Below are 22473 nucleotides of genomic sequence, written 5' to 3'. Positions count from 1 at the left end.
TCACGACCGAAGGTTCTTACAGGGATCGTTTCCAATCCGCCACGGCGTGTAACGGTTCGGTCAACCCGCTCGCTTGGGTCTTACGTCACAGCTCCACGGTGGGATAACGTCCGGCCCCAGACCGGCGACGACGGTCTGGTTCGTCCGCCCCCCGCAAGGGCCAATAGCCAGCGGGTGGTTCGGACCATGGGACGAGGAGGGTTCGGGCCTTGAGGCAAAAGCTCGCGCGCGTTATCGGTGGGGTCGCCATGGTGGCGCTCGTCGCCGGCGGAACCGCATGCTCCAGTGGCGACGATGCGGCAGGCGGGGGCGGTGACGCCTGCGGCAGCAAGATCGCATTCTTCGGCGCGCTGACCGGCAGCTCGGCCGCGCTCGGCATCAACGAGAACAACGGTGTCAAGCTCGCCGTCGACAAGTACAACAAGGAAAACGCCGACTGCAAGGTCGAGCTGGCCTCCCTGGACTCGCAGGGCAGCCCGGACCAGGCACCTGGTCTGGCGCAGAAGGCGATCGACGACACCAAGATCCTTGGCGTCGTCGGCCCGGCCTACTCGGGTGAGTCCGAGGCCGCCGGCCCGCTGTTCAACGAGGCCGGCCTGGTGACCATCACCCCGTCCGCCACCCGGCCGAGCCTGGCCGAGCAGAAGTGGAAGACCTTCTTCCGCGCGGTCGGCAACGACTTCAGCCAGGGCCCGGCGGCCGGCAACTACATGAAGAACGTGATGAAGGCCGACAAGGTCTACGTCATCGACGACCAGTCCGCGTACGGTGCCGGCCTGGCCGACGAGGTCAAGAAGCTGCTCGGCTCGGCGGTTGTCGGCTCGGACAAGGTCCAGGGCGAGGGCAAGCAGACCGAGTTCTCCGGCGTGGTCACCAAGGTCAAGGCCGCCAACGTGAAGGCGATCTTCTACGGCGGTTACTACCAGGAGGCTGGCCTGATCCGTAAGCAGCTCACCGCTGCCGGGGTCACCGCGCCGCTGGTCGCTGGCGACGGCGTCAACGACGGCGCGTACATCACCTCCGCTGGTCAGGCGGCGGCCGAGGGCACCATCCTCACCTGCCCGTGCCAGCCGGCCGCTGAGGCCCGGGGCACCTTCGTGCAGGAGTTCAAGGCGCTCAACGGCACCGACCCGGGCACCTACAGCGACACCGCCTACGACGCGGCGAACATCCTGCTGGCCGGTATCAAGGCTGGCAAGACCACCCGTGAGGGCCTGCTGGAGTTCGTGAAGGGCTACAGCGGCGAGGGTGTCGCGGCGAGCTACAAGTTCACCGAGACCGGCGAGCTGGACCCGGCTCAGGTCAAGGTCTGGGCCTTCAAGGTCACCGGCGGCAAGGTTGTCCCGGACCAGGAGATCCCGAAGTCCTGATGTTGGTCGCTGCTTCGGCGATTGAGTTGTGATCGCGGGTGCGGCCGGGAGCTGCTCGCTCCCGGCCGCACCCCAATTTTCTCTCCAGACGTGATGGAGCGTCCCTCCCTTGGACTTCAATGGACTGTTCTCCAACTTCGGGGAACTCACCACGACCGGCCTGACGCAGGGCGCGATCTACGCCCTGGTCGCGCTCGGCTACACGCTGGTCTACGGCGTGCTGAGACTCATCAACTTCGCTCACTCCGAGGTCTTCATCGCCGGCGCGTTCGCGGCGATCTGGACCTGGAACGGCTTTGGACTCGACCAGAACTCACAGGTCAGCGGGGTTGGATCGATCCTGTTCTACCTGCTGGTGGCGATGATCGTCGCCGCCATCGCCTCGGCGGGCACGGCGACGGTGATCGAGCGGGTGGCGTACCGGCCGTTGCGTAAGCGCAACGCCCCGCCGCTGGCCTTCCTGATCACCGCGATCGGCGCCTCTATCGCGATCTCCGAGGCCTTCGGCATCTGGACCCGCCGACTGCCCGAGGGCGCGCCCAGTCTGGTGAGCAGCAAGCCGCTGTTCCACCTCTTCGGTGTGCCGATCGACTCGGTGCAGCTGCTGACGATTGGCGCGGCGCTGCTGATGATGGTCCTGCTGGACCTCTTCATCAACCGCAGCCGTACCGGCCGGGGCATCCGGGCCGTGGCCCAGGACGCCAACACCGCCGCGCTGATGGGCGTGAACAAGGACCGGATCATCCTGATGGTCTTCATCACCGGTGGTTCCATGGCCGGCGTGGCCGGTCTGCTCTACGACGTGCGGATCCAGACCCTGACCTACAGCGTCGGCTTCCTGCTGGGGCTCAAGGCCTTCACCGCCGCGGTGCTGGGTGGTATCGGCAACCTGCGCGGCGCGCTGATCGGTGGCCTGCTGCTGGGCGTGGTGGAGAACTACGCCGCCGGTCTGTTCGGCAGTCAGTGGAAGGACTTCGCTGCCTTCGCGGTGTTGGTGGTGCTGCTGATGTTCCGGCCTACCGGTCTGCTGGGCGAATCGCTGGGGAGGGCACGGGCATGACGACCGTCCTGGAGAGGGTGCGCTCCGGCCGCGAGGCGGCCGGAGAACGGTGGCGCGGGGCGCCGCGCTGGGTGCGTTGGGCGTTGCTGGTCGCGGTGATCGCGTTCTTCTACGCGCTGCCGAACAGGGAGTTCTACCAGTATCTCGGGCCGATCCCGACCCCTGGTGCGAACTTCACACAGGTGCTGTTCACCGTCTCGATCTACGTGCTGCTGGCCGTCGGGTTGAACATCGTGGTCGGTTTCGCCGGCCTGCTCGACCTGGGCTACTTCGGCTTCTTCGCCGTCGGCGCGTACACCGTCGCGGTGCTGACCTCGCCGAGCAGCAACCTCAAGACGCTCTGGCCGTGGCTGCTCGTGGTGCCGCTGGCGATCGGGCTGACAATGCTCTCGGGTGTGATGCTCGGTACGCCGACGCTGCGTCTGCGCGGTGACTACCTGGCGATCGTGACGCTCGGCTTCGCCGAGATGATCCGGATCGCCGCGGTCAGCTCGGAGTTCCTCAAGGGCCAGCGGGGTTTCAACCAGATCCCGCACCCGCCCGGCAAGTACGCCGACGGCAAGCCGTTCTTCGGCGTGCTGGACGCCCGGCCGTACTACTGGCTGGTGCTCACGCTGATCATCCTGGTGGTGATCGGTGTGCGGAACCTGACGCACAGTCGCGTCGGTCGGGCCTGGATCTCGATCCGGGAGGACGAGGACGCCGCGCAGCTGATGGGTGTGCCGACGTTCAAGTTCAAGCTCTGGGCGTTCGCCTCGGGTGCCGCGATCGCCGGTCTGGCCGGCGCGCTCTTCGCCGGTAAGCAGAACTTCGTCAACTCGCAGAACTTCGAGCTGCTCAACTCGATCATCATCCTGGCGGCGGTGATCTTCGGTGGTTCGGGGAACATCGTCGGCGCGATCGTCGGTGGTGGCCTGGTGGCGTACATGATCGAGCGGTTCCGCGGCATCGAGCTGTTCGGCGTGGAGCTGTACGAGTACCGGTTCCTGATCTTCGGTCTGGTCCTCGTGGTGATGATGATCTTCCGGCCGGAAGGCCTGATTCCGAACCGACGACGGGCGGCGGAGTTCAAAGACCGTCGCAAGGAGGTGATCGTCGGTGAGTGACACCGATCAGACGCCGGCTGTTCCGGCGCAGGCCGGCGCGCCCGCGATGGAAGCGGTCCCCAGCCGGGAGCCGCTGCTGGAGGTCGACGACGTCACGCTGCGCTTCGGCGGCGTGGTCGCGCTCGACAACGTCAACTTCACCCTCTACAAGGGGGAGATCCTCGGGCTGATCGGCCCGAACGGCGCTGGCAAGACCACCTGCTTCAACGCGATGACCGGCATCTACCAGCCCACCAAGGGTGAGATCCGGTTCCGTGGGGGCAAGATCAGCGGGAAGAAGCGCCACCAGATCACCCAACTGGGTATGGCCCGGACGTTCCAGAACATCCGCCTGTTCCCGGAGATGACCGCCCTGGAGAACGTCCAGGTCGGCGCGGACGCGCACCACAAGACCAGTGTGCTTTCCGCTCTGTTCCGGTTGCCCCGGCACCGGCGCGAGGAGCGCGAGGGTCGGGAGAAGGCCGAGCGGCTGCTGGAGTTCGTCGGCATCCGGCACCGGCTGCACGAGTTCGCCCGCAACCTCTCCTACGGGGAGCAGCGGCGGTTGGAGATCGCCCGGGCGCTGGCCACCGATCCGGTGCTGCTCTGCCTGGACGAGCCGGCCGCTGGCTTCAACCCGGCGGAGAAGGAGGAACTGCTCCAGCTCATCCGGCAGGTCCGGGACACCGGCGTGACAGTGCTGCTGATCGAGCACGACATGCGCCTGGTCATGGGCGTCACTGACCGGATCGTCGTGCTGGAGTTCGGAAAGAAGATCGCCGAAGGGCTGCCCGCCGAGGTGCGGGACAACCCGAAGGTGGTCGCGGCGTACCTGGGGGTGCCGGACGATGTTGCTTGAGATCGACGATGTGAGCCTGCTCTACGGGCGGATCCAGGCGTTGCACGGCATCAGCCTGACCGTGGCCGAGGGTGAGATCGTCGCGCTGATCGGCGCCAACGGCGCCGGGAAGTCGACCACCATGCGGGCGATCTCCGGGATTCGGCCGATCGCCACCGGCAGCATCCGTTTCGACGGTGAGGACATCTCCAAGCTCCGGGCGGACCTGCGGGTCCGGCGGGGGCTCTGCCAGGCGCCCGAGGGCCGGGGGATCTTCCCCGGCATGTCGGTGCTCGAGAATCTGGACATGGGGGCGTACACCCGGCGCGACCGCGCCGGCATCGCCGAGGACCTGGCCCGGGTGCTCGATCTCTTCCCCAGGCTGGCGGAGCGACGTAAGCAGGCCGGAGGTACCCTTTCCGGCGGCGAGCAGCAGATGCTGGCGGTCGGTAGGGCGTTGATGAGCCGGCCCAAGCTGCTGCTGCTCGACGAGCCCTCGATGGGGTTGGCGCCGATGCTGATCCAACAGATCTTCGACATCATCAAGGAGATCAACGAGCAGGGCACCACCGTCCTGCTGGTGGAGCAGAACGCGCAGCAGGCGCTTGCCCGAGCGCACCGGGCGTACGTGCTAGAGACCGGCAAGATCGTCAAGACCGGAACCGGCGCCGAGCTGCTGCACGACCCGGCGGTCAAAGAGGCATACCTCGGCGTGGCCTGAGCGGCCGTCACACCCCTCACGCAAGGAGTGCAGAGACATGTTCAATACCAACGGTGCCCGCCGGGCGGCGCTCGGTGCCGCCAGTGCGGCGCTGATCGCCCTCTCGCTGACGGCGTGTGGGGAGAAGGAGAACAGCGGCTCGCCCGGCGCCGGTCCGACCGTCACGGCGGCGGCCGACTCGGCGCTGGCCGGGAAGGTGCCCGACGCGATCAAGGCCGACGGTGTGATCAAGGTCGGCACCGACTCGACGTACGCCCCGGCGGAGTTCCTCGACGCCGACGGCAAGACGGTGGTCGGCTTCGACGTCGAGCTGTTCAACGCGGTGGCGCAGAAGCTCGGTCTCAAGGCCGAGTACGAGTCGTCGCCCTTCGACGCGATCCTGCCCGGTGTCGACTCGGGCAAGTACGAGATCGGTGTCTCGTCGTTCACGATCAACGCCGAGCGGCTCAAGAGCGTCAACATGGTGAGCTACTTCTCCGCCGGCACCCAGTGGGCGACCAAGGCCGGCAACGCGGCCAAGATCGACATTGAGAACGCCTGCGGCAAGAAGATCGCCGTGCAGACCGGCACCGTGCAGTTCGACGACATCACCGCCCGGTCGAAGAAGTGCACCACCGGCGGCAAGCCGGCGATCACCATCGACCAGTACCAGGCGCAGAGCGACGCCACGGCCGCGGTCTTCAGCGGCAAGAACGACGCCATGCTGGCCGACTCGCCGGTCGGGGCGTACGCGGTGAAGCAGAGCAACGGCGCGCTGGAGCTGGTCGGCGAGATCTACGAGTCCGCCCCGTACGGCTACGCCGTCAAGAAGGACCAGACCGCCTTCGCCGAGGTGCTCAAGGAGGCCGTCCAAGCGGTCATCGCTGACGGCTCGTACCAGACCGCGTTGAAGAAGTGGGGCGTCGAGGGCGGCGCCATCACCTCCTCGGCGCTGAACCCCGCCAGCTGACGCATGTCGTCGGAAACGGACACAACCGAACGGGCACGGCCGGAACCCATCCAGGCCGTGCCCGTCCGGCATCCCGGACGTTGGGTCGCGGTCGCCGTGATCGGGGTGCTGGTGGCCATGTTCGTCCACCTGCTGGTGACGAACAAGGCGTTCAACTGGGCGTTCATGGTCGACGAGATGTTCCGGCCGCCGATCATGGAGGGTCTGCGCGGTACCCTCGCGCTGACAGTGCTCGCGATGGTGATCGGGGTCAGTCTCGGCGTTGTCGTCGCGATCATGCGGTTGTCGGAGAACCCGATCCTGCGGGGCGTCTCCTGGGCGTACACCTGGTTCTTCCGGGCGGTGCCCCGGCTGGTGCTGGCGATCCTCTTCGGCAACCTCGGCATCCTCTGGGCCCGGATCGAGTTCGGGCTCCCGTTTGATCGGCAGATCGGCGCGCTCTTCGGAGTCGACGACTTCGAAGCACGCCTGTTCGGCTTCTCCGCGCTGGAGATCCTCACCGGATTCGTCGCCGGCATGCTGGCCCTCGGGCTCTCCGAGGCGGCGTACATGGCCGAGATCGTTCGGGCCGGGATCCAGTCGGTGGATGAGGGGCAGACCGAGGCGGCGCAGGCGCTGGGCCTGAGCCGTACCCAGATCCTGCGCCGCATCGTGCTGCCGCAGGCGATGCGGGTGATCATCCCGCCGACCGGCAACGAGACCATCGCGATGCTCAAGGACACCTCGCTGGTGGCCTTCGTGCCGGTCTCCACCGAGCTGTTCTTCCAGCTCAAGGCCGTGGGTAACCGGACCTTCCAGGTCTTTCCGATGTACGTGGCGGCCTGCCTGTGGTACTTGCTGCTGACCAGCGTCCTGCTCGTCGGGCAGTACTACCTGGAGCGGCACTTCTCCAAGGGGTTCGGCCGGAGCGCCCAGGCGAAGATCAGACTGCGCGGGATCACCGCGGAGGCCGGCGGTAGCACGAGCGAGGCGGGTCGGTGATGACGCAGGTGACGACACCGGCGGAGGCCGAGGGAACTGCGGGCGACGGCGTGATGGTCCGTGCTGAGCAGGTGCACAAGTCGTTCGGGTCGGTGGAGGTGCTCAAGGGCATCGACCTGGAGGTCCGCAGCGGCGAGGTCTGTTGTCTGCTCGGGCCCTCCGGCTCGGGCAAGTCGACGTTTCTGCGCTGCATCAACCACCTGGAGAAGATCAACGCCGGCCGGATCCGGGTGGACGGCGACCTGATCGGTTACCGGGAGCGGGGCGGCAAGTTGCACGAGATGCGGGAAAAGGAGATCGCCAGCCAGCGCCGCGCGATCGGCATGGTGTTCCAGCGGTTCAACCTCTTTCCGCACATGACCGCCCTGCAGAACGTCGCCGAGGCGCCGGTGCTGTTGGGCCGGGAGCGCAAGGCCGCCGCCCGGGACCGGGCCGCCGCGCTGCTCCAGCGGGTCGGGCTCGGCGACAAGCTGGGCAACTACCCCGGTCAGCTCTCCGGCGGGCAGCAGCAGCGGGTGGCCATCGCGCGGGCCCTGGCGATGCAGCCGAAGCTGATGCTCTTCGACGAGCCCACCAGCGCGCTCGACCCGGAGCTGGTCGGCGAGGTGCTCGACGTGATGAAGGACCTGGCCCGCGACGGCATGACGATGATCGTGGTGACCCACGAGATCGGCTTCGCCCGGGAGGTCGGCGACTCGCTGGTCTTCATGGACGACGGTGTGGTGGTGGAGTCCGGCGCGCCGCGCGAGGTGATCGCCAACCCCCGGCACGACCGGACGAAGGCGTTCCTGGCCAAGGTGCTCTGAGCCGGTACCCGGCGCGGCCGATCCGACGGCCCCGCCGGGCATGGTGCTGTCGGAGTGGCCTGAGTTGTCGAACCTGTGAACCGGCCGGCAGGAAACCTGCCGGCCGGTTCGTCGCCTTCGAGTCGAGCCCGTTCGTTTGCTGCGGACCCGACCCTCTCTGCCTGGCCTTTCCACACGTCGTTGCAGGCGTGCTACCGACCGCTCGTGGATATCGGTGTGACCAGGTTAACCACGTCATCGAGCCGGATCGTCAACGCCGCCACCAGCAGCGCAAACGGGGCCGTGATGGCCACCGAGCCGAGGTTCGTGTTGGGTTGCCACAGAACTGCGTAGACCCCTAACAGGCTGATCAGAGCTAACGCGGCGTTACGGATCACGTGAAGCCAGCCGAAAGGGACCGATGCACTGCCACCGAAGCAGCGGCAGGAAGCTGTCACCCCCCGCCGGAGGGCTGTGGCGATGGTGACTGCGAATCCACCCAGCAACGCCCCGGCTAGGCCGAGCCCACCGGCCATCAGAGATGGCGCTGGCAGCGAAACGAGCAGCGCGCACACAGCGAGCTCAGCTGCGACCACCGTCACCGCCGCAGGCCGGACCATGCGCGCCGGCAGCAGGCGCAGTGCCGCCACGGAATCCACGAACTCGTGAAAGCGCCGCCTGTCACGGATCTTGCTGACGATCGCGACAAGAAAGATCACCAAGATGAGACATCGAATGAAGGCGCCCACATAGGACACTGCCTTCTCCTCCCCATAGTTCAGAATCGTGCGGGCGCTGGTCCGGAGCGCCGGCATGACCCGCTGGCCACGGAGGCGTACCCCCCACATCGTCCTCTTTGCGCTCTCGCTAACGGTGCGATCAAAACGATCCCCCCGAACTCAGGGCTCGCCGTACCGGTCCGAGAATCCGGTCGCCCGGGACGACGCCGAAGACGCGCGAGTCGAGGCTGTCCTGCCTGTTGTCCCCGAGTAGCACGAAATGCCCTGGGGGAACGCGTGCCCCGTCGCCTTCTGCCGCTTCCGGCGGATGCACCGACCCGGTCCCGTCGTCCCTCTTCAGGCGAACGCCCGGCGGCATCGGATCACCCGGACCAGCGACGGCCCGCTTCACGATCCACCGTCGGCCGGCGGGCGGAGGGGACCCGACGGTCAGCGGCGAGGTCGACCATTCGCCGTCGATGGGCTTCTCGGCGACTACCACCTGACCGACCAACACCTTGCTGTGCGGGACGCGACGGACGAGAACACGGTCGCCTGGGTCGATCGTTGGCACCATGGACCAGCCGTCCACCGTAACCAGCACCCATCCAGCCCGCGCCCAGGTCAGAAGCCCTCCGAGTGCCAGCCCAACGGTCGCGGCCAGCGTCGCCACTATCACCATCGACTGACCCATTCAGCTTGGAGTTGGCTGGTAGCCGGCGGCCTGAAGGTTGAAGAGCCGGGCGTACGCGCCCTGGTTCGTGAGCAACTCCTGGTGGCTGCCCTGCTCGGCGATCACGCCGTCACGAAGCACGACGATCTGGTCGGCGTCGCGAATGGTGCCCAGCCGATGCGAGATCAGCAGCGTCGACCGCCCTGCTCGTAGTCCGCGCAACCGCTGGTGCAGATCTGCCTCGGCCTCCGCGTCCAAGCCCGCGCTGGGTTCGTCGAGGATCAGTAGGTCGCGCTCGGCGCGCAGGAACGATCGAGCGAGCGCCAACCGTTGCCATTGGCCGCCGGAGAGCAACACACCGGATTCGACACCGTCTCCGTCTGCCGGGTCCGCGAAGAGTCTGGTCAGTTGGGTGTCGTACCCGCGTGGCAAGGCGGTTACCGCCTCATGTGCGCCAGCTCGCTTGGCCGCGACGGTGATCCTGCCGCGGTCGTCGAGGACGTTGATGTCGCCTACGCCGATGTTCTCGGCAGCCGAGAGGTCGTATGACACAAAGTCCTGGAATGTCGCACCGATCCGGTTGCGCAATTCGTCGACCGACAGTTCCCGGAAGTCAGTGCCGTCCCAGCAGAGATTACCTTGGACCGGGTCGTAGAACCGGGCCAGCAACTTGACGATGGTGCTCTTTCCGGCCCCGTTGAGCCCGACAAGGGCCACCGTCTGGCCTTGTGGGATGGTCAGGTCTACGCCGCGCAAGACCCACGGGTGCCCTTCCCCGTACCGAAACCAGACGTCACGCAGTTCGATGCCCTGACGCAGTGCCCGCACCGGTTTTGGATTGGCAGCCAGGGTCAGATCCGGCGTGGCGTTCAGAACCTCTCGGTAGTGGGTGAAGCGCAGCAGTGCCTGGTGGGCGTCAGCGAAGCGGCTGATACCAGTCGCGACCGCAGCCTGCACTCCGGCGACAGCGGCGATGAGGATGGTGACATCGCCGGCGCTCAACTGGCCTCTCCGGGCGGCCAGGACGGCCCAGATCAGACCGGCGCCTGCTACGCCGGCGGACGTGATCGCCAGCCCCGTCTGTACAAGCACTTCCCGGCGGTCCATCCGGCGGTTGGCACGATTCAGCGTACGCAGCTCGGTGAGCATCCGCTGACCGAACAGGCCGCCCAAGTTCAACAACCGAATCTCCTTGGCAGCCGTCAAACCAGTCAGCAGATCGGCATAGAAGAACTGACGCCGTTCGGCCGGAGTGAGCTTCCACCTCAGGGCCGCCCGTTGCCGCGACAACCGCAGTTCGGCGTGCGCAATGGGGACGGCGGCTAACGAGAGGAACCCCGCCATCCAGGGGTTTAGCAGGGCCAACGCGATGGCGAAGCCGGCGACTGTGACCAGACCGCGCATGAGGTCCAAGCCGCCGCTACCGACCGCGATCGGGGCGTTCCGACCGGCTTCGTTGGCGAGGCTGAGATGATCTCGAAATGGCGGGTTCTCCAACCGAGCGAGGCCGGGTAGCCGGTTGACCGCCTCGTACAGCTCTGCCTGGGACCGCATAGCTACAGCGCGCCGCCACTCGGCCTCCACGTGGCGCTGCAGGTGCGGCAACGTGGCCACGGCGATCCCAACCGCGGCTAGTCCGATTGCCATCCCCACGACCGCGGCGACTTGCCCGCTCCCATCGCCGGTGAGGCGGTCGACGACCAGCTTGGTGAGTACGCCCACGCTCACCGGCACCACGCCAGCGGCAACGGCAAGTAGTGCCTGGGTAGCGGCCACTGTAGGCGCCGACCGATAGGCTAGGCGGACCGCGTCGGTGACGAGCAGACGATCTACCCGCCGTCGCTGCCGAGGCGTGTTCATGCGAATACCGGTGTGGCCAGCTCGGTCCAACCGCTGCCACTGCGATGGACCTTGCCAGACGGGTCGAGGAGACACCAGCTAGGGAAGGCGCGCACTTCAAAGGCGGTGGCGAGGTCACCGTCGATGTCCTCTATGACCACGCGGGCGATTGCGGTCACTTGGTCGGCCAACCCGGAAGCCTCCGGCCCGCCCCCGCTCACGACCGCGAGGACCTGGTCGGGCCCGCCGGGAAACGCTGCCGCCTGAGCGACGAATCGGGGGAGAGCATCGGTACATGCTGAACAACCAGTGGAGAAGAAGGCGACCAAGGTGCCACCGGTTAGATCGCTTCGGCGCAACGGTCGACCGTCGGTGGTGGTGACCGCGAAGTCAGCTGGGAGCCGGCCGGCCCTGATGACATCTGAGCCTTCGACATGCCGGAGGGCCGCAAGCGCGTCGGTGTGTTCTCGTAGCCGGCGAATGACGGCCAGCGTGAGCAGCAGGTTCAGCGCGCCCAGGGCGCATGCCAGGACCACGGCGGTGACAAGGTAGGGCGCCATGTCGCTCCTCTTGGTTCGTGGAGGCGAGCCCGTCGGCGCACTCCCGAAGGTGGACACAGCCGAACGGCGACCGTGTTTGGATAGGAGCCGCCTGACCGGCTCGTGGCTCGGTGGCGAGTCATGCTTGGCCACCGAGCCACGAGCGATCAGCTGCTCGGGACGCTGTCCGTCAGGTCAGCAGTGGTCCTGAATGATGAACCAGGCACTGCAGCCTCCGTTGCTGCAGCAGGTCCGCTGCCAGAGAAAGTTGTGGTCGCACTTCCTCTCTTGCCTTTCGTTGGCGCAGGGATCCGCGGCGGCGTTCGCCCGAGGGGCGACGAGTCCCAGCAGCCGGTCGCCCACAGAGTTGATGAATTTGATCATTTGTTCACCTCCTTCGATCGGTACGTCAACCATCGTGGATCTTCCGGTTGGCCATCGACTGGACGCAGAATGGACGACCTGAGCGTCAGCAGCCGCCGCCAGGGCGGCAACACGGCCACGGGGGTGCGCCATGGAGTCAGAACGCGGTTCGAAAGACTTGCAAATTGCCCTTTTAGGTCCGGTTCGTCTCTGGAGGGCCGGCGTCGAACTGCCGGCTGGCCCACCGCAGAGGAGGTCAGTGCTTGCGCTCCTTGGACTGGCCGAAGGGCGGATGGTCGGGCTGGGCGAGATAGTGGACGCGTTGTGGCCGGAAGGGCCGCCGAGGAGAGCCCTCAACATCATCCAGACTCACGTGAAGCACCTTCGCCGTATGTTGGAACCGGATCGCCCGCCACGGGAGGCGAGCCATCGGCTACCGTTCGTGGGCTCTGGGTACCGGCTGGACGTGGATTCGGCCGCCATCGATCTGCTTGAATTCCGGCGGCTGGTGAGCGACGCGCTGACGGCCCGGAGCGACGGTGACCAAGCGCGGGTCTGGGAGCTCACCGGTAAAGCCCTGCGGCTGTGGCAACCGCCCGCGGCGGATCTGCCGGCGCTGACCGGGAATCCGAAAGTGGCCGCGTTGGACATCGAGGCTCAGTTGTTGCTGTCCTGGCGAGTTGACGCGGCGATCCTCGAGGGCCGGGCGGAGGAGGTTTTGGCCGCGGTCCGGAAGCAGGCACACGATCGGCCTCTGGATGAACACAGCCAGGTGCACCTTATGCGGTGCTACTTCGCCTTAGGTCGTCGGGCGGACGCCTTCGCCGTTTTCGACAAAGCGCGAAAGCTGCTGGTGAGCGAGCTCGGTGTGCATCCCGGCGCGGGACTCGTCGATGCCTATCACGAGTTGCTCGAGTCCGAGCGGCCTGCCGACGAGCAGCTGCGGGCGGCCCCCGCGTCGCCGGTCACGGTAGCCTCGCCCGCTCTCGGCAATCCACCACGGTGGCCGCTGCTGCCGGCGCAACTGCCGCCCGATGTCGTCCACTTCACGGGGCGGGCCGAGCAGTTGAGCTGGCTCGATGGACTGGTGGCGGTCCTCGAAAACCGATGCGGGACGGTCACGATCACCGGGACTGCTGGTGCAGGCAAGACCACGCTTGCGGTGCATTGGGCACACCGGGCCTCGAAGTGGTTCCCCGACGGGCAGCTCTTCGCCGACCTCGAGGGCTTCGGTGCGAGCGGCGGATTGGTCGGGCCGGACGAGGTCGTGCGGGGTTTTCTCACCGCACTGGGCGTCGCGTCCGATCGCATTCCAGTCGACCTGAGCGCGCGGATTGGTCTTTATCGGAGCCTCCTCGCCGGACGGCGAATGCTGATCCTGCTGGACAACGTGCGCCGGGCCGACCAGGTCGGTTCACTCATACCCGGCTCGGCCGGTTGCATGGTCCTGATAACTAGCCGTAACGAGCTACCCGCCCTGGTGATGAACGGGGGAAGGCCGCTTGTCCTGGGCTTGATGAACGACGCCGAGGCGCGGCAGCTGTTCACGAGCCGGATCGGTGCGGAGCGACTGACTGGTGGGTCTGAGGTCATCGATCAGCTCGTTGCCACGTGCGCCGGGCTGCCGTTGGCGTTGGCTATCTTGGCGGCGCGTGCCAGCACTCAGCCACAGCTCTCGCTCTCGGCACTCGCCGACCAGCTGCGCCAGGGATCCGACGACCTTGCCGCCTTCGCCGACGAGGACGGCGCCTTCGATGTAAGGACCGTCTTCTCGTGGTCGTACCGGATTCTCCCGGCTCAGGCGGCTGAGTTGTTTCGGCTTCTCGGGCTGCATCCCGGACCAGAGATCTCCCTCTCCGCCGCAGCCGCTCTGGTTGGGGTTCCCGCCAAACAGATCCGTCCGGTGTTGGCCCACCTGGCTAGGGCGCACCTGGTGAACGAGCGGTATCCCGGCCGCTACGTCTGTCATGAACTTCTGCGCACGTACGCGGCGGAGTTGGCCGGGTCGGAGGAGTCCGAGGTAGTCCGTCGAGCCGCGCTGGGAAGGCTTATCCGCCACTACGCCCGTATGGCCGCGATTGCCGATCGGCTGATCGCGCCGTACCGCCATCCAGGGCGACCTGCCGCAAGATTCGATGTTGTCCTGTCGATGGATTGTGGCGAGGTGGATCAGCCGTTCGGCGACATCGACACGGCGTTAGCCTGGTTCGCCACTGAATACCAAGTGCTGCTCTTGGTGATTGAGCAGGCTTTCCGATGCGGCTTCCACCAAGAGGTGTGCGAGCTAGCTTGGAATCTGACCTCCTTTCTCGACCGGCGAGCCTATTGGCAGGACCAAGCGGTGGTGCAGCGGACCGCGTTGGCGGCTGCCCGGCAGTTGGGTGATCTGGCATTGGAGGCCCGCACTCACCGGGGGCTCGCCCGTGCGTACCTGAGGCTGGGCCGGTATGAGGATGCCGCTCACGAGTTGCGGCAGGCACTCGGGCGATTCGAGGCGCTCGGCGACGACGCCGGCCGGGCGAGTGCCGAATTGAGCCTTGCGGACCTGTGCGAGCGGCGGGGTCGTATTCGGGAGGCGCTCGCACACGCGGAAAGGGCCTTCGCCCTTTTCGGTGGGGCTGGCTACCAGCCGGGGCAGGCCAACGCGTTGAACGCGGTCGGCTGGTGCCACGCACGCCTTGGTGATCATGCGCGGGCACTGGCAGACTGTGCGCGAGCGCTACGGCTGCAGCGGCTGCTCGGCGATCACCGCGGGGCAGCTTATTCCTGGGACAGCATCGGCTATGCCAACCACGGACTGGCACGGTATCGACCCGCCGTCCGCAGCTTCCAGGAAGCCCTCGCGCTGTTCCGAGAGGTGGGCGATCGCTTCGCTGAGGCCGGGTCGCTGGCCCGGCTGGGTGACGCGCGCCAAGCGGCAGGCGACCGCGCGGCCGGTCGGGCGGCCTGGTCGCAGGCGTTGACCATCCTGACCGAGCTTGGCCATCCAGGGGCCACCGAGGTCCGGGCCCGGTTGGCCGGCTGACACCGGCGGCTGAACGGCGGGCTAGATGGCTTGTCCGGTTCGGAGGCGCCGCGACCGCGACGTTGTCTGGCCCCGCCGGGCCGCCCGCCTGCGCACGAGTGACGGACGGCTTGCTTCTGGCGAGCGACGGGTGAGACAACATGTAGGGCAGTTACTTATACGCTGCACGTCCATGGAGCAACCGCCGATGAAGGCCCGAAGCCCGAGCCTCTTGGCGACGGTTGGTATGGCAAGCGCCCGATGCCGGGGATGGGCGATGCGACGTCGCGTGTGGCTCGACCCCTTCGGGCCGTGGTGTCGTGGGCTTGTCGGTGCGACGGGCTAGAGTCGCTGCCGTGACAGCTACGACACCGCGCCTGCTTCTCGTTGACGGACATTCCATGGCATACCGGGCGTTCTTCGCCCTGCCTGTGGAAAACTTCTCCACCACGACGGGGCAGCCGACCAACGCGGTGTACGGCTTCACCTCGATGCTGATCAACGTGCTGCGCGACGAGCAGCCCACCCACATCGTCGTGGCCTTCGACGTCTCCCGCCACTCCTTCCGCACCGACAAATACGCGGAGTACAAGGCCGGCCGCAGCGAGACCCCGACCGACTTCAAGGGCCAGGTCAGCCTGGTCAAGGAGGTCCTGGCCGCGCTGCAGATCCCGGTGGTCGAGAAGGAGGGCTTCGAGGCCGACGACGTCATCGCCACGCTCGCCACCCAGGCCCGCGACCAGGGCATGTCGGTGCTGATCAGCAGCGGTGACCGCGACGCCTTCCAGTTGGTCGACGAGCAGATCACCGTCCTCTACCCGCGTAAGGGCGTCTCCGACCTGGCCCGGATGGACCCGGCGGCGATCGAGGCGAAGTACGGCGTTCCGCCACAGCAGTACCGGGACCTCGCCGCGCTGGTCGGCGAGACCAGTGACAACCTGCCCGGCATCCCGGGCGTCGGCCCGAAGACCGCGGCCAAGTGGATCACCACGTACGGCGGGGTGGAGGGCGTGATCGCCCGAGCCGACGAGATCAAGGGCAAGGCCGGCGACAGTCTGCGGGAGCGGCTCGCCGACGTGATCCGCAACTACGAGATCAACTGTCTCGTCTCCGACCTGGAGCTGCCGCTGCGCCCGGAGGACACCCGCTGGACGGGTTGGGACCGGGAGGCGGTGCACCAGGTCTTCGACACCCTGGAGTTCCGCATCCTGCGCGACCGCCTCTACCAATACCTGGAGGCGGTCGAGCCGGAGGCCGAGTCCGGCTTCGACCTCACCGGTGAGGTGCTCACCGAGTCGGGCGCGCTGGCCGGCTGGCTGACCACGCACGTTCCGAGCGGCACCCCGGTCGGGTTGGCGGTCAAACTCGACACCGGCCCCAACCGCCGGCACACCGCCTCGATCACCGGTCTCGCGCTGGCCACCGCCGGCGGCGCGGCGGCCTGGGTTGACCCGGCGCAGCTCGACCCGACCGACGAGGGCGCCCTGGCCAGCTGGTTGGCCGACGAGCAGCGCCCCAAGGTGCTGCACGACAGCAAGCCGGCCGTGCTGGCCTGCGCCGCGCACGGCTGGCAGCTCGCCGGCACCGTCCGGGACACCCAGATCGCCGCGTACCTGGCCCGCCCCGATCAGCGGTCCTACGACCTGACCGACCTGGCGCTGCGCTACCTGCACCGGGAGCTGCGGGTGGACGTCCCGGAGTCCGGCCAGCTCACGCTCGACGGCCTCGGCGACGAGGGGGTGGTCGAGCAGAACCTGATGCTCCAGGCCCGCGCCACCCTCGACCTGGCCGACGCTATCGACGCCGAGCTGTCCCGCGACGGAGAGCAGTCCGCCCGGCTGATGGCCGGCGTGGAACTGCCGTTGATGCGGGTGCTGGCCACCATGGAGAGCACCGGCATCGCCGCCGACACCCACTATCTCTCCGAGCTGGAGGCCCACTTCGCCGCCGAGGTGAAGGCCGCCGCGCAGGGCGCGTACGAGGCGGTGGGTCGGGAGTTCAACCTCGGCTCGCCCAAGCAGTTGCAGGAGATCCTCTTCACCGAGCTGGGTCTGCCGAAGACCAAGAAGATCAAGACGGGCTACACCACCGACGCCGACGCCCTGCAGTGGCTCTACGCGCAGCAGCCGCACGCGGTGCTTGCCCACCTGCTGCGTCACCGGGACGTTGCCAAGCTGAAGTCGACGGTCGACGGGCTGCTGAAGTCGGTCTCCGACGACGGCCGGATCCACACCACCTTCAACCAGACAGTGGCGGCCACCGGCCGGCTCTCCTCCACCGAGCCCAACCTGCAGAACATCCCGATCCGCACCGAGGAGGGCCGTCGGATCCGTCGGGCCTTCGTGGTGGGCGACGGCTACGAGTGTCTGCTCACCGCCGACTACAGCCAGATCGAGATGCGCATCATGGCGCACCTCAGCTCGGACGACGCGCTGATCGACGCGTTCAACTCCGGCGCCGACTTCCACGCCGCCACCGCCTCGTCGGTCTTCGGCGTGCCGCTCGACGAGGTCACCCCCGACCAGCGCCGCAAAATCAAGGCCATGAACTACGGCCTGGCGTACGGCCTGAGCGCCTTCGGCCTGTCCCAACAGCTCAGCATCAGCACCGAAGAGGCACGCGGGCTGATGGAGAACTACTTCGCCGGCTTCGGTGGCGTGCGCGACTACCTCCAGCAGGTGGTCGCCCGGGCCCGCCAGGACGGCTACACCTCCACCATCCTCGGCCGACGCCGCTATCTGCCCGACCTGGTCAGCGACAACCGGCAGCGCCGTGACATCGCGGAGCGGATGGCGCTCAACGCCCCCATCCAGGGCTCCGCCGCCGACATCATCAAGGTGGCGATGCTGCACGTCGACACCGCGCTCCGCGAGGCCGGGCTCGGCTCACGGATGCTGTTGCAGGTGCACGACGAACTGGTCTTCGAGGTCGCGCCCGGCGAGCGGGAGTCGTTGGAGGCCCTGGTCCGCCAGGAGATGGGCGGGGCGTACCCGTTGTCGGTGCCGCTGGAGGTGTCCGTCGGTCTGGGTCGGGACTGGAACAGCGCCGACCACTGATGAGGTTGCGGTGTGGGGGTTCCGGGGCAGCCCGACCCACTCCGGGCGGTCAGGCTTGATCCCTGCGTGGGTCGGGCTGCCCCGGAACCCCTGACCGGGTCGTCCTGGTCGGTGTGGTTACTTCAGGGGGTCGTGGCCCCAGTTCATGAGCGACCAACGCCACTTGGTGTCGCGAACGTTGCCAGCGGGGCGCTGCGCCATGTGCCGGCGCACGTAGCCGACGACCTTGCGCATGTGCTTGTAGTCGCCGTCGGACAGGTCACCGCGTTTGCGGCGGAGCAGATTGATGATCTTCCGCCCGGATTCGTGTCCGACGGACTCGCCGCCACCAGCACGACCACCCTTGTGCCAGCCGACCTGCTTCGACTCGTCGGTCTCCAGCCATGTGGACAGCTCACCGGGCTTCATGTTCACCGCTTCGGTGAACTCCCGGTAGGTGTCCCGGCCGTCGTCACCTCTGCTCATGGCGCAGCGCCTCCGGCCGGTGGGCCACGTCGCGGCCCGTGCCGTCACTGCGGACCCGGTACTGCGGGTCGTCGGGGGCCGCGTTCACGGCCCGCCCGCGGATCCGCGTCCGCTCGGTGATCGTCCCTTGCACCACGCCGTACGCGCGGCTGCCGTGGGCCGACCAGGAGACATGGTCGCCCTTGTGAAATCTCGGTTCGGCCATGGCCCTCGGCTACCCGGGGCGGCCAGGCCGAAACGACTACGGCGTGATCTCGGCGACCGGCAGCTTGATGTCGAACGGCTCGGTCAGCTCGATCACGTCGGCGCCGTCGGCGACCAGCTCGTACTGCCGCTCACCGCCCGGCCCCACCCGATCGCCGATCCGGTACGCGTACACGTGCACCGGGTCCTGCTCGATCCGCCAGTAGAACGGGATGCCGGCGGCGGCGTACTCACCCGGCTTCGCGAACCGGTCGATCCGTCGCGTGCCCGGCGAAACGATCTCCACGGCGAGAACGACGTCCGCTGGCCGCAGAGTAGATCGGGTGGTCGGCACCTCAGCGCGGTAGACCAGCACGTCTGGTTGACGGCTGGTGTTGGGGCTGAGCCCGACTCCAACGGCCTGCGAGACTCGCAGGTGAGCCGGTGCGTGCGTGTGGAGCCACATACGCAGCAGAAACGAGATGTCTTGGTGGCCCAGGGTGGGGGAGGGTGTCACCTGGATAACTCCGTCGACGAGTTCGACGCGGGGGGCGTCGTCCGGCAGGGCGAGCAGGTCCTCCAGCGTGTAGTCGGCACGCTGCTGCCGCATCGGGTCCGGACACCAGGGGCCAGGTGATGTCGGGATGGGCTCGGCGCTCATGGGGCCGAGCCTACCGGCGATCGATGGCTCGCACGTCGGACAACGGGTGCGGCGCGCTCACCCGGCGGGCTTCTCGGTGACGAAGATGGCGGTGCCGGGGAACAGTCGTCCGCGAAGCGGGCTCCACTGCCCCCAGATCCCCTCGTGTCCCTGCGGCCACTCCGGCTCTACCAGGTCCAGCAGCCGGAACCCGGCGCCGACCAGCTCGCGGATCCGGTCGCCGAGGGTACGGTGCTGCTCGACGTAGGTGGCCACGCCGCTCTCGTCCTGCTCGACGTACGGGGAGCGGTCGAAGTACGAGTGCACTGCCGTCAGGCCGCCCTCGCCGGGGTCGTCGAGGAAGATCCACCGCATCGGGTGGGTCACCGAGAACACCCATCGGCCGCCGGGGCGTAGCACCCGGTGCACCTCGGCGAGCAGCGCCGCCGAGTCGTCCACGAACGGGATCGCGCCGAACGCGGTGCAGGCGACGTCGAACGACCGGTCGGCGAACGGCAGGGCGAGCGCGTCGGCCTGCACCAGCGGTACGCGTACCCCGGTGCGGTCGGCGGCCTCGGCGGCGTGCCGCAACATGCCGGCGGACAGGTCGAAGGCGACCGGCCGGGCACCCTGGGTGGCGAGCCAGCGGGCGGCGGCCGCGGCGCCGGCGCCCACCTCCAGCACCCGCCGCCCCGACACGTCGCCGAGTAGCCGGGCGTCGGCCTCGCGCAGGCCCTCGGGGCACCACACGAAGTCCACGTCGCCGAGGAACGCGCCGTGTTCGGCCTGGTAGTCGTCGGCGTCGGTGTCCCACCAGCCGCGGTTGGCGCGCCGGGCCTCGGCGTCACCCACCCGGCGCCGGGTAACCCGGCTGTCGTCATCCACGCGCTCACGCTAGGCCCTGCCACCCCATCGGGTACGGCGGCGCGTCCACGATCCACGCGACTCCTCGCGGGCGGGCGCGGCCGGAGGGGCCGGAGGGGCCGTTGTGACGCAGGAGACAGCAGGGGTCCTTTCCGGGCGATTGTTCGGCTTTCGCAGGTCATCGCACGAAGAGAAGCCGGGAGGGCTTGCACGCTGTGGTAATGCGCACGGTAGGCTAGACGATGCGCTCGCGGATCGCGTTGCCTCGGCAGGGAGCAGGTGCGCGGTCGACGGAGCCACATCATGATCTCACTAGGCGATCGTTCGGTGTGCCCGGCGACGGATCCGCTGGCGCGAACAGGTCACTGCGACACACCAGCCTGCTGTGACAACCCACCGACCGGAGCAACCGCCCACATGACGAGCAGCATCGAGGCCCCCTCGAGCGCCACCCGGGTCACCCACGACGATCTCGGTTCCGAGGAGGCATTCCTCGCCGCGATCGACGAGACCATCAAGTACTTCAACGACGGCGACATTGTCGAAGGCACCGTCGTCAAGGTCGATCGGGACGAGGTCCTGCTCGACATCGGCTACAAGACCGAGGGTGTCATCCCCTCTCGGGAGTTGTCGATCAAGCACGACGTGGACCCCGCCGAGGTTGTGACGGTTGGCGACCACATCGAGGCCCTGGTCCTCCAGAAGGAGGACAAGGAGGGTCGTCTGATCCTCTCCAAGAAGCGGGCACAGTACGAGCGGGCCTGGGGCACGATCGAGAAGATCAAGGACGAGGACGGCGTCGTCCGCGGTTCGGTCATCGAGGTGGTCAAGGGCGGCCTCATCCTCGACATCGGGCTGCGTGGCTTCCTGCCCGCGTCCCTGGTCGAGATGCGTCGTGTGCGCGACCTGCAGCCGTACGTCGGGCGGGAGCTCGAAGCCAAGATCATCGAGCTGGACAAGAACCGCAACAACGTGGTCCTGTCCCGCCGGGCCTGGCTGGAGCAGACGCAGTCCGAGGTGCGCACCGAGTTCCTCAACAAGCTGCAGAAGGGCCAGGTCCGCAAGGGCGTCGTGTCCTCGATCGTCAACTTCGGCGCCTTCGTGGACCTGGGCGGCGTCGACGGTCTGGTGCACGTCTCCGAGCTGTCCTGGAAGCACATCGACCACCCGTCCGAGGTCGTCGAGGTGGGCCAGGAGGTCGAGGTCGAGGTCCTGGACGTCGACCTGGACCGCGAGCGGGTCTCGCTGTCGCTGAAGGCGACCCAGGAAGACCCGTGGCGGCAGTTCGCCCGCACCCACGCGATCCAGCAGATCGTGCCGGGCAAGGTCACCAAGCTGGTTCCGTTCGGTGCGTTCGTCCGCGTGGACGACGGCATCGAGGGCCTGGTCCACATCTCCGAGCTGGCCGAGCGCCACGTGGAGATCCCGGAGCAGGTCGTCCAGGTTGGCTCCGAGGTCATGGTCAAGGTCATCGACATCGACCTTGAGCGTCGCCGGATCTCGCTGTCGCTCAAGCAGGCCAACGAGGGCTTCGTCGAGGGCGAGGAGCACTTCGACCCGACCCTCTACGGCATGGCCGCGACGTACGACACCGAGGGCAACTACATCTACCCCGAGGGCTTCGACCCGGAGACGGGCGAGTGGCTCGAGGGGTACGACAAGCAGCGCGAGACCTGGGAGAACCAGTACGCCGAGGCTCGTCTGCGCTGGGAGGCCCACACCAAGCAGGTGCAGACCTCTCGGGCCGCCGACGCCGAGGCTGCCGCCAACCCGACTCCGGCCGTTCCGGCCGCTGGCGGCGGCGGTGGCGGTGGCACCACCTCCTCGTCCAGCCCGGCCCCGAGCCGGCAGGCCGAGGAGCCGGCCGGCACGCTGGCCACCGACGAGGCGCTCGCCGCACTGCGGGAGAAGCTCGCCGGCGGTAAGTGACCCGCTGAACGACGACGGGCCCCGTCCCCGCGATCTCCGGATCGCTGGGGGCGGGGCCTTCGCCGTGCCTGCCGTGCCTGCCGTTCCCGCCGTGCCTCCGGGCTGGCCGCAGGCCGAGCGTGCCACCGGGGCGGGTGGTGGGGGCGGCGGCGTGTCCCAGGCGAGTCGCGGGCGCGGCGCGCTGGCTGCCGGGGGGCGCTGTGGTGGGCGCGTGTGCCCGTCCGCTGGTGCGGACCGTCAAGATCGTGCTCAATCCATGATGTAGGGGCCTCCCGGGCACCGCACACCACTACATCCTGGTTCGAGCACGATCTTGGCGCGGGGCGCGGGGCGCGGGGCGCGGGGCGCGGGGCGCGGGGCGCGGGGCGCGGGGCGCGGGGCGCGGGGCGCGGGGCGCGGGGCGCGGGGCG

Annotated in this window: 19 protein-coding genes; 11 read left to right on the top strand and 8 right to left on the bottom strand. The window is 67.9% G+C overall.

All coding sequences use genetic code 11. The features are described from left to right. Positions 1–209: 209 nt before the first annotated feature. From AB0B98_RS13635 to AB0B98_RS13600, 8 genes are all read left to right on the top strand, one after another. Positions 210–1370 (top strand): branched-chain amino acid ABC transporter substrate-binding protein, encoded by a 1161-nt coding sequence (locus AB0B98_RS13635; protein WP_238671659.1) that lies wholly within the window; start codon positions 210–212, stop codon positions 1368–1370. A gap of 109 nt (positions 1371–1479) precedes the next feature. Further along, positions 1480–2430 carry a branched-chain amino acid ABC transporter permease gene (locus tag AB0B98_RS13630; protein WP_124853572.1) on the top strand — a complete coding sequence of 317 codons (951 nt, stop codon included), beginning with the start codon at positions 1480–1482 and terminating at the stop codon, positions 2428–2430. Next, positions 2427–3536 carry a branched-chain amino acid ABC transporter permease gene (locus tag AB0B98_RS13625; protein WP_091407909.1) on the top strand — a complete coding sequence of 370 codons (1110 nt, stop codon included), beginning with the start codon at positions 2427–2429 and terminating at the stop codon, positions 3534–3536. The genes AB0B98_RS13630 and AB0B98_RS13625 overlap by 4 nt, the downstream gene beginning before the upstream one ends. A gap of 46 nt (positions 3537–3582) precedes the next feature. Then, positions 3583–4374, top strand: a complete 792-nt coding sequence (locus AB0B98_RS13620; RefSeq protein ID WP_357363018.1) for an ABC transporter ATP-binding protein — start codon at positions 3583–3585, stop codon at positions 4372–4374. After that, positions 4364–5074, top strand: a complete 711-nt coding sequence (locus AB0B98_RS13615; protein ID WP_238671658.1) for an ABC transporter ATP-binding protein — start codon at positions 4364–4366, stop codon at positions 5072–5074. Before AB0B98_RS13620 ends, AB0B98_RS13615 begins: the two co-directional genes overlap by 11 nt. Before the next feature lie 37 nt (positions 5075–5111). Then, a complete protein-coding gene (locus AB0B98_RS13610; protein WP_357362786.1) occupies positions 5112–6023 on the top strand; it encodes an ABC transporter substrate-binding protein in 912 nt (303 codons plus the stop codon). Between the two features lie 3 nt (positions 6024–6026). After that, positions 6027–7004, top strand: coding sequence for an amino acid ABC transporter permease (locus tag AB0B98_RS13605; RefSeq protein ID WP_238671656.1), 978 nt, complete (start codon positions 6027–6029; stop codon positions 7002–7004). Beyond that, positions 7004–7810: an amino acid ABC transporter ATP-binding protein gene (locus AB0B98_RS13600; RefSeq protein ID WP_357362783.1), complete on the top strand. Its 807-nt coding sequence runs from the start codon at positions 7004–7006 to the stop codon at positions 7808–7810. Before AB0B98_RS13605 ends, AB0B98_RS13600 begins: the two co-directional genes overlap by 1 nt. Positions 7811–8001: 191 nt before the next feature. Here AB0B98_RS13600 and AB0B98_RS13595 read toward each other — a convergent pair whose 3' ends face one another. The 4 genes from AB0B98_RS13595 to AB0B98_RS13580 form a co-directional block, all read right to left on the bottom strand. Beyond that, on the bottom strand, positions 8002–8547 hold the full coding sequence (locus AB0B98_RS13595) for a MauE/DoxX family redox-associated membrane protein (RefSeq protein WP_357362781.1): 546 nt from the start codon (positions 8545–8547) through the stop codon (positions 8002–8004). A gap of 121 nt (positions 8548–8668) precedes the next feature. Further along, entirely contained in the window at positions 8669–9190 is a 522-nt protein-coding gene (gene lepB / locus AB0B98_RS13590; RefSeq protein WP_357362779.1) for a signal peptidase I, read from the bottom strand. 12 nt (positions 9191–9202) lie between these two features. Then, positions 9203–10957 carry an ABC transporter ATP-binding protein gene (locus tag AB0B98_RS13585; protein ID WP_357362777.1) on the bottom strand — a complete coding sequence of 585 codons (1755 nt, stop codon included), beginning with the start codon at positions 10955–10957 and terminating at the stop codon, positions 9203–9205. A gap of 80 nt (positions 10958–11037) precedes the next feature. Continuing rightward, a complete protein-coding gene (locus AB0B98_RS13580; protein ID WP_357362775.1) occupies positions 11038–11580 on the bottom strand; it encodes a TlpA disulfide reductase family protein in 543 nt (180 codons plus the stop codon). A gap of 493 nt (positions 11581–12073) precedes the next feature. Here AB0B98_RS13580 and AB0B98_RS13575 point away from each other — a divergent pair, with 493 nt between their 5' ends. Then, positions 12074–14947 carry a BTAD domain-containing putative transcriptional regulator gene (locus AB0B98_RS13575; protein WP_357362773.1) on the top strand — a complete coding sequence of 958 codons (2874 nt, stop codon included), beginning with the start codon at positions 12074–12076 and terminating at the stop codon, positions 14945–14947. Between the two features lie 335 nt (positions 14948–15282). Beyond that, a complete protein-coding gene (gene polA, locus AB0B98_RS13570) occupies positions 15283–17982 on the top strand; it encodes a DNA polymerase I (RefSeq protein WP_357362771.1) in 2700 nt (899 codons plus the stop codon). Positions 17983–18099: 117 nt separating this feature from the next. Here the strand turns inward: polA and AB0B98_RS13565 are convergent, their stop codons facing one another. Genes AB0B98_RS13565 through AB0B98_RS13550 form a run of 4 tightly spaced genes read right to left on the bottom strand, consistent with a single transcriptional unit; the run spans position 18100 to position 20155 of the window. After that, positions 18100–18447, bottom strand: a complete 348-nt coding sequence (locus tag AB0B98_RS13565) for a DUF3140 domain-containing protein (RefSeq protein ID WP_308193575.1) — start codon at positions 18445–18447, stop codon at positions 18100–18102. After that, positions 18434–18652 (bottom strand): DUF2945 domain-containing protein, encoded by a 219-nt coding sequence (locus tag AB0B98_RS13560; RefSeq protein ID WP_357362769.1) that lies wholly within the window; start codon positions 18650–18652, stop codon positions 18434–18436. The genes AB0B98_RS13565 and AB0B98_RS13560 overlap by 14 nt, the downstream gene beginning before the upstream one ends. A gap of 36 nt (positions 18653–18688) precedes the next feature. Beyond that, on the bottom strand, positions 18689–19291 hold the full coding sequence (locus tag AB0B98_RS13555) for a Uma2 family endonuclease (RefSeq protein WP_357362768.1): 603 nt from the start codon (positions 19289–19291) through the stop codon (positions 18689–18691). A gap of 57 nt (positions 19292–19348) precedes the next feature. Then, entirely contained in the window at positions 19349–20155 is an 807-nt protein-coding gene (locus AB0B98_RS13550) for a class I SAM-dependent methyltransferase (protein ID WP_238671652.1), read from the bottom strand. A 396-nt stretch (positions 20156–20551) separates the two neighbouring features. Here AB0B98_RS13550 and rpsA point away from each other — a divergent pair, with 396 nt between their 5' ends. After that, complete coding sequence (gene rpsA, locus AB0B98_RS13545) at positions 20552–22063, top strand: 30S ribosomal protein S1 (protein WP_112582670.1); 1512 nt, start codon at positions 20552–20554, stop codon at positions 22061–22063. Positions 22064–22473: the final 410 nt, after the last annotated feature.

Source organism: Micromonospora sp. NPDC048947 (genome assembly GCF_040649495.1).
Lineage (GTDB): Bacteria > Actinomycetota > Actinomycetes > Mycobacteriales > Micromonosporaceae > Micromonospora > Micromonospora alfalfae.
Note: the sequence above shows the minus strand (reverse complement) of the source record. Positions and strands in the feature narration are given on the sequence as shown.

What these genes read in the sequence shown, in the direction of transcription:
- AB0B98_RS13625 (WP_091407909.1), top strand. Translation starts at nt 2,427, where the DNA reads ATGACGACCGTCCTGGAGAGGGTGCGCTCCGGCCGCGAGGCGGCCGGA.
- AB0B98_RS13620 (WP_357363018.1), top strand. Translation starts at nt 3,583, where the DNA reads ATGGAAGCGGTCCCCAGCCGGGAGCCGCTGCTGGAGGTCGACGACGTC.
- AB0B98_RS13615 (WP_238671658.1), top strand. Translation starts at nt 4,364, where the DNA reads ATGTTGCTTGAGATCGACGATGTGAGCCTGCTCTACGGGCGGATCCAG.
- AB0B98_RS13610 (WP_357362786.1), top strand. Translation starts at nt 5,112, where the DNA reads ATGTTCAATACCAACGGTGCCCGCCGGGCGGCGCTCGGTGCCGCCAGT.
- AB0B98_RS13605 (WP_238671656.1), top strand. Translation starts at nt 6,027, where the DNA reads ATGTCGTCGGAAACGGACACAACCGAACGGGCACGGCCGGAACCCATC.
- AB0B98_RS13600 (WP_357362783.1), top strand. Translation starts at nt 7,004, where the DNA reads ATGACGCAGGTGACGACACCGGCGGAGGCCGAGGGAACTGCGGGCGAC.
- lepB (WP_357362779.1), bottom strand. Translation starts at nt 9,190, where the DNA reads ATGGTGATAGTGGCGACGCTGGCCGCGACCGTTGGGCTGGCACTCGGA.
- AB0B98_RS13580 (WP_357362775.1), bottom strand. Translation starts at nt 11,580, where the DNA reads ATGGCGCCCTACCTTGTCACCGCCGTGGTCCTGGCATGCGCCCTGGGC.
- AB0B98_RS13575 (WP_357362773.1), top strand. Translation starts at nt 12,074, where the DNA reads ATGGAGTCAGAACGCGGTTCGAAAGACTTGCAAATTGCCCTTTTAGGT.
- AB0B98_RS13565 (WP_308193575.1), bottom strand. Translation starts at nt 18,447, where the DNA reads ATGAGCAGAGGTGACGACGGCCGGGACACCTACCGGGAGTTCACCGAA.
- AB0B98_RS13560 (WP_357362769.1), bottom strand. Translation starts at nt 18,652, where the DNA reads ATGGCCGAACCGAGATTTCACAAGGGCGACCATGTCTCCTGGTCGGCC.
- AB0B98_RS13555 (WP_357362768.1), bottom strand. Translation starts at nt 19,291, where the DNA reads ATGAGCGCCGAGCCCATCCCGACATCACCTGGCCCCTGGTGTCCGGAC.
- rpsA (WP_112582670.1), top strand. Translation starts at nt 20,552, where the DNA reads ATGACGAGCAGCATCGAGGCCCCCTCGAGCGCCACCCGGGTCACCCAC.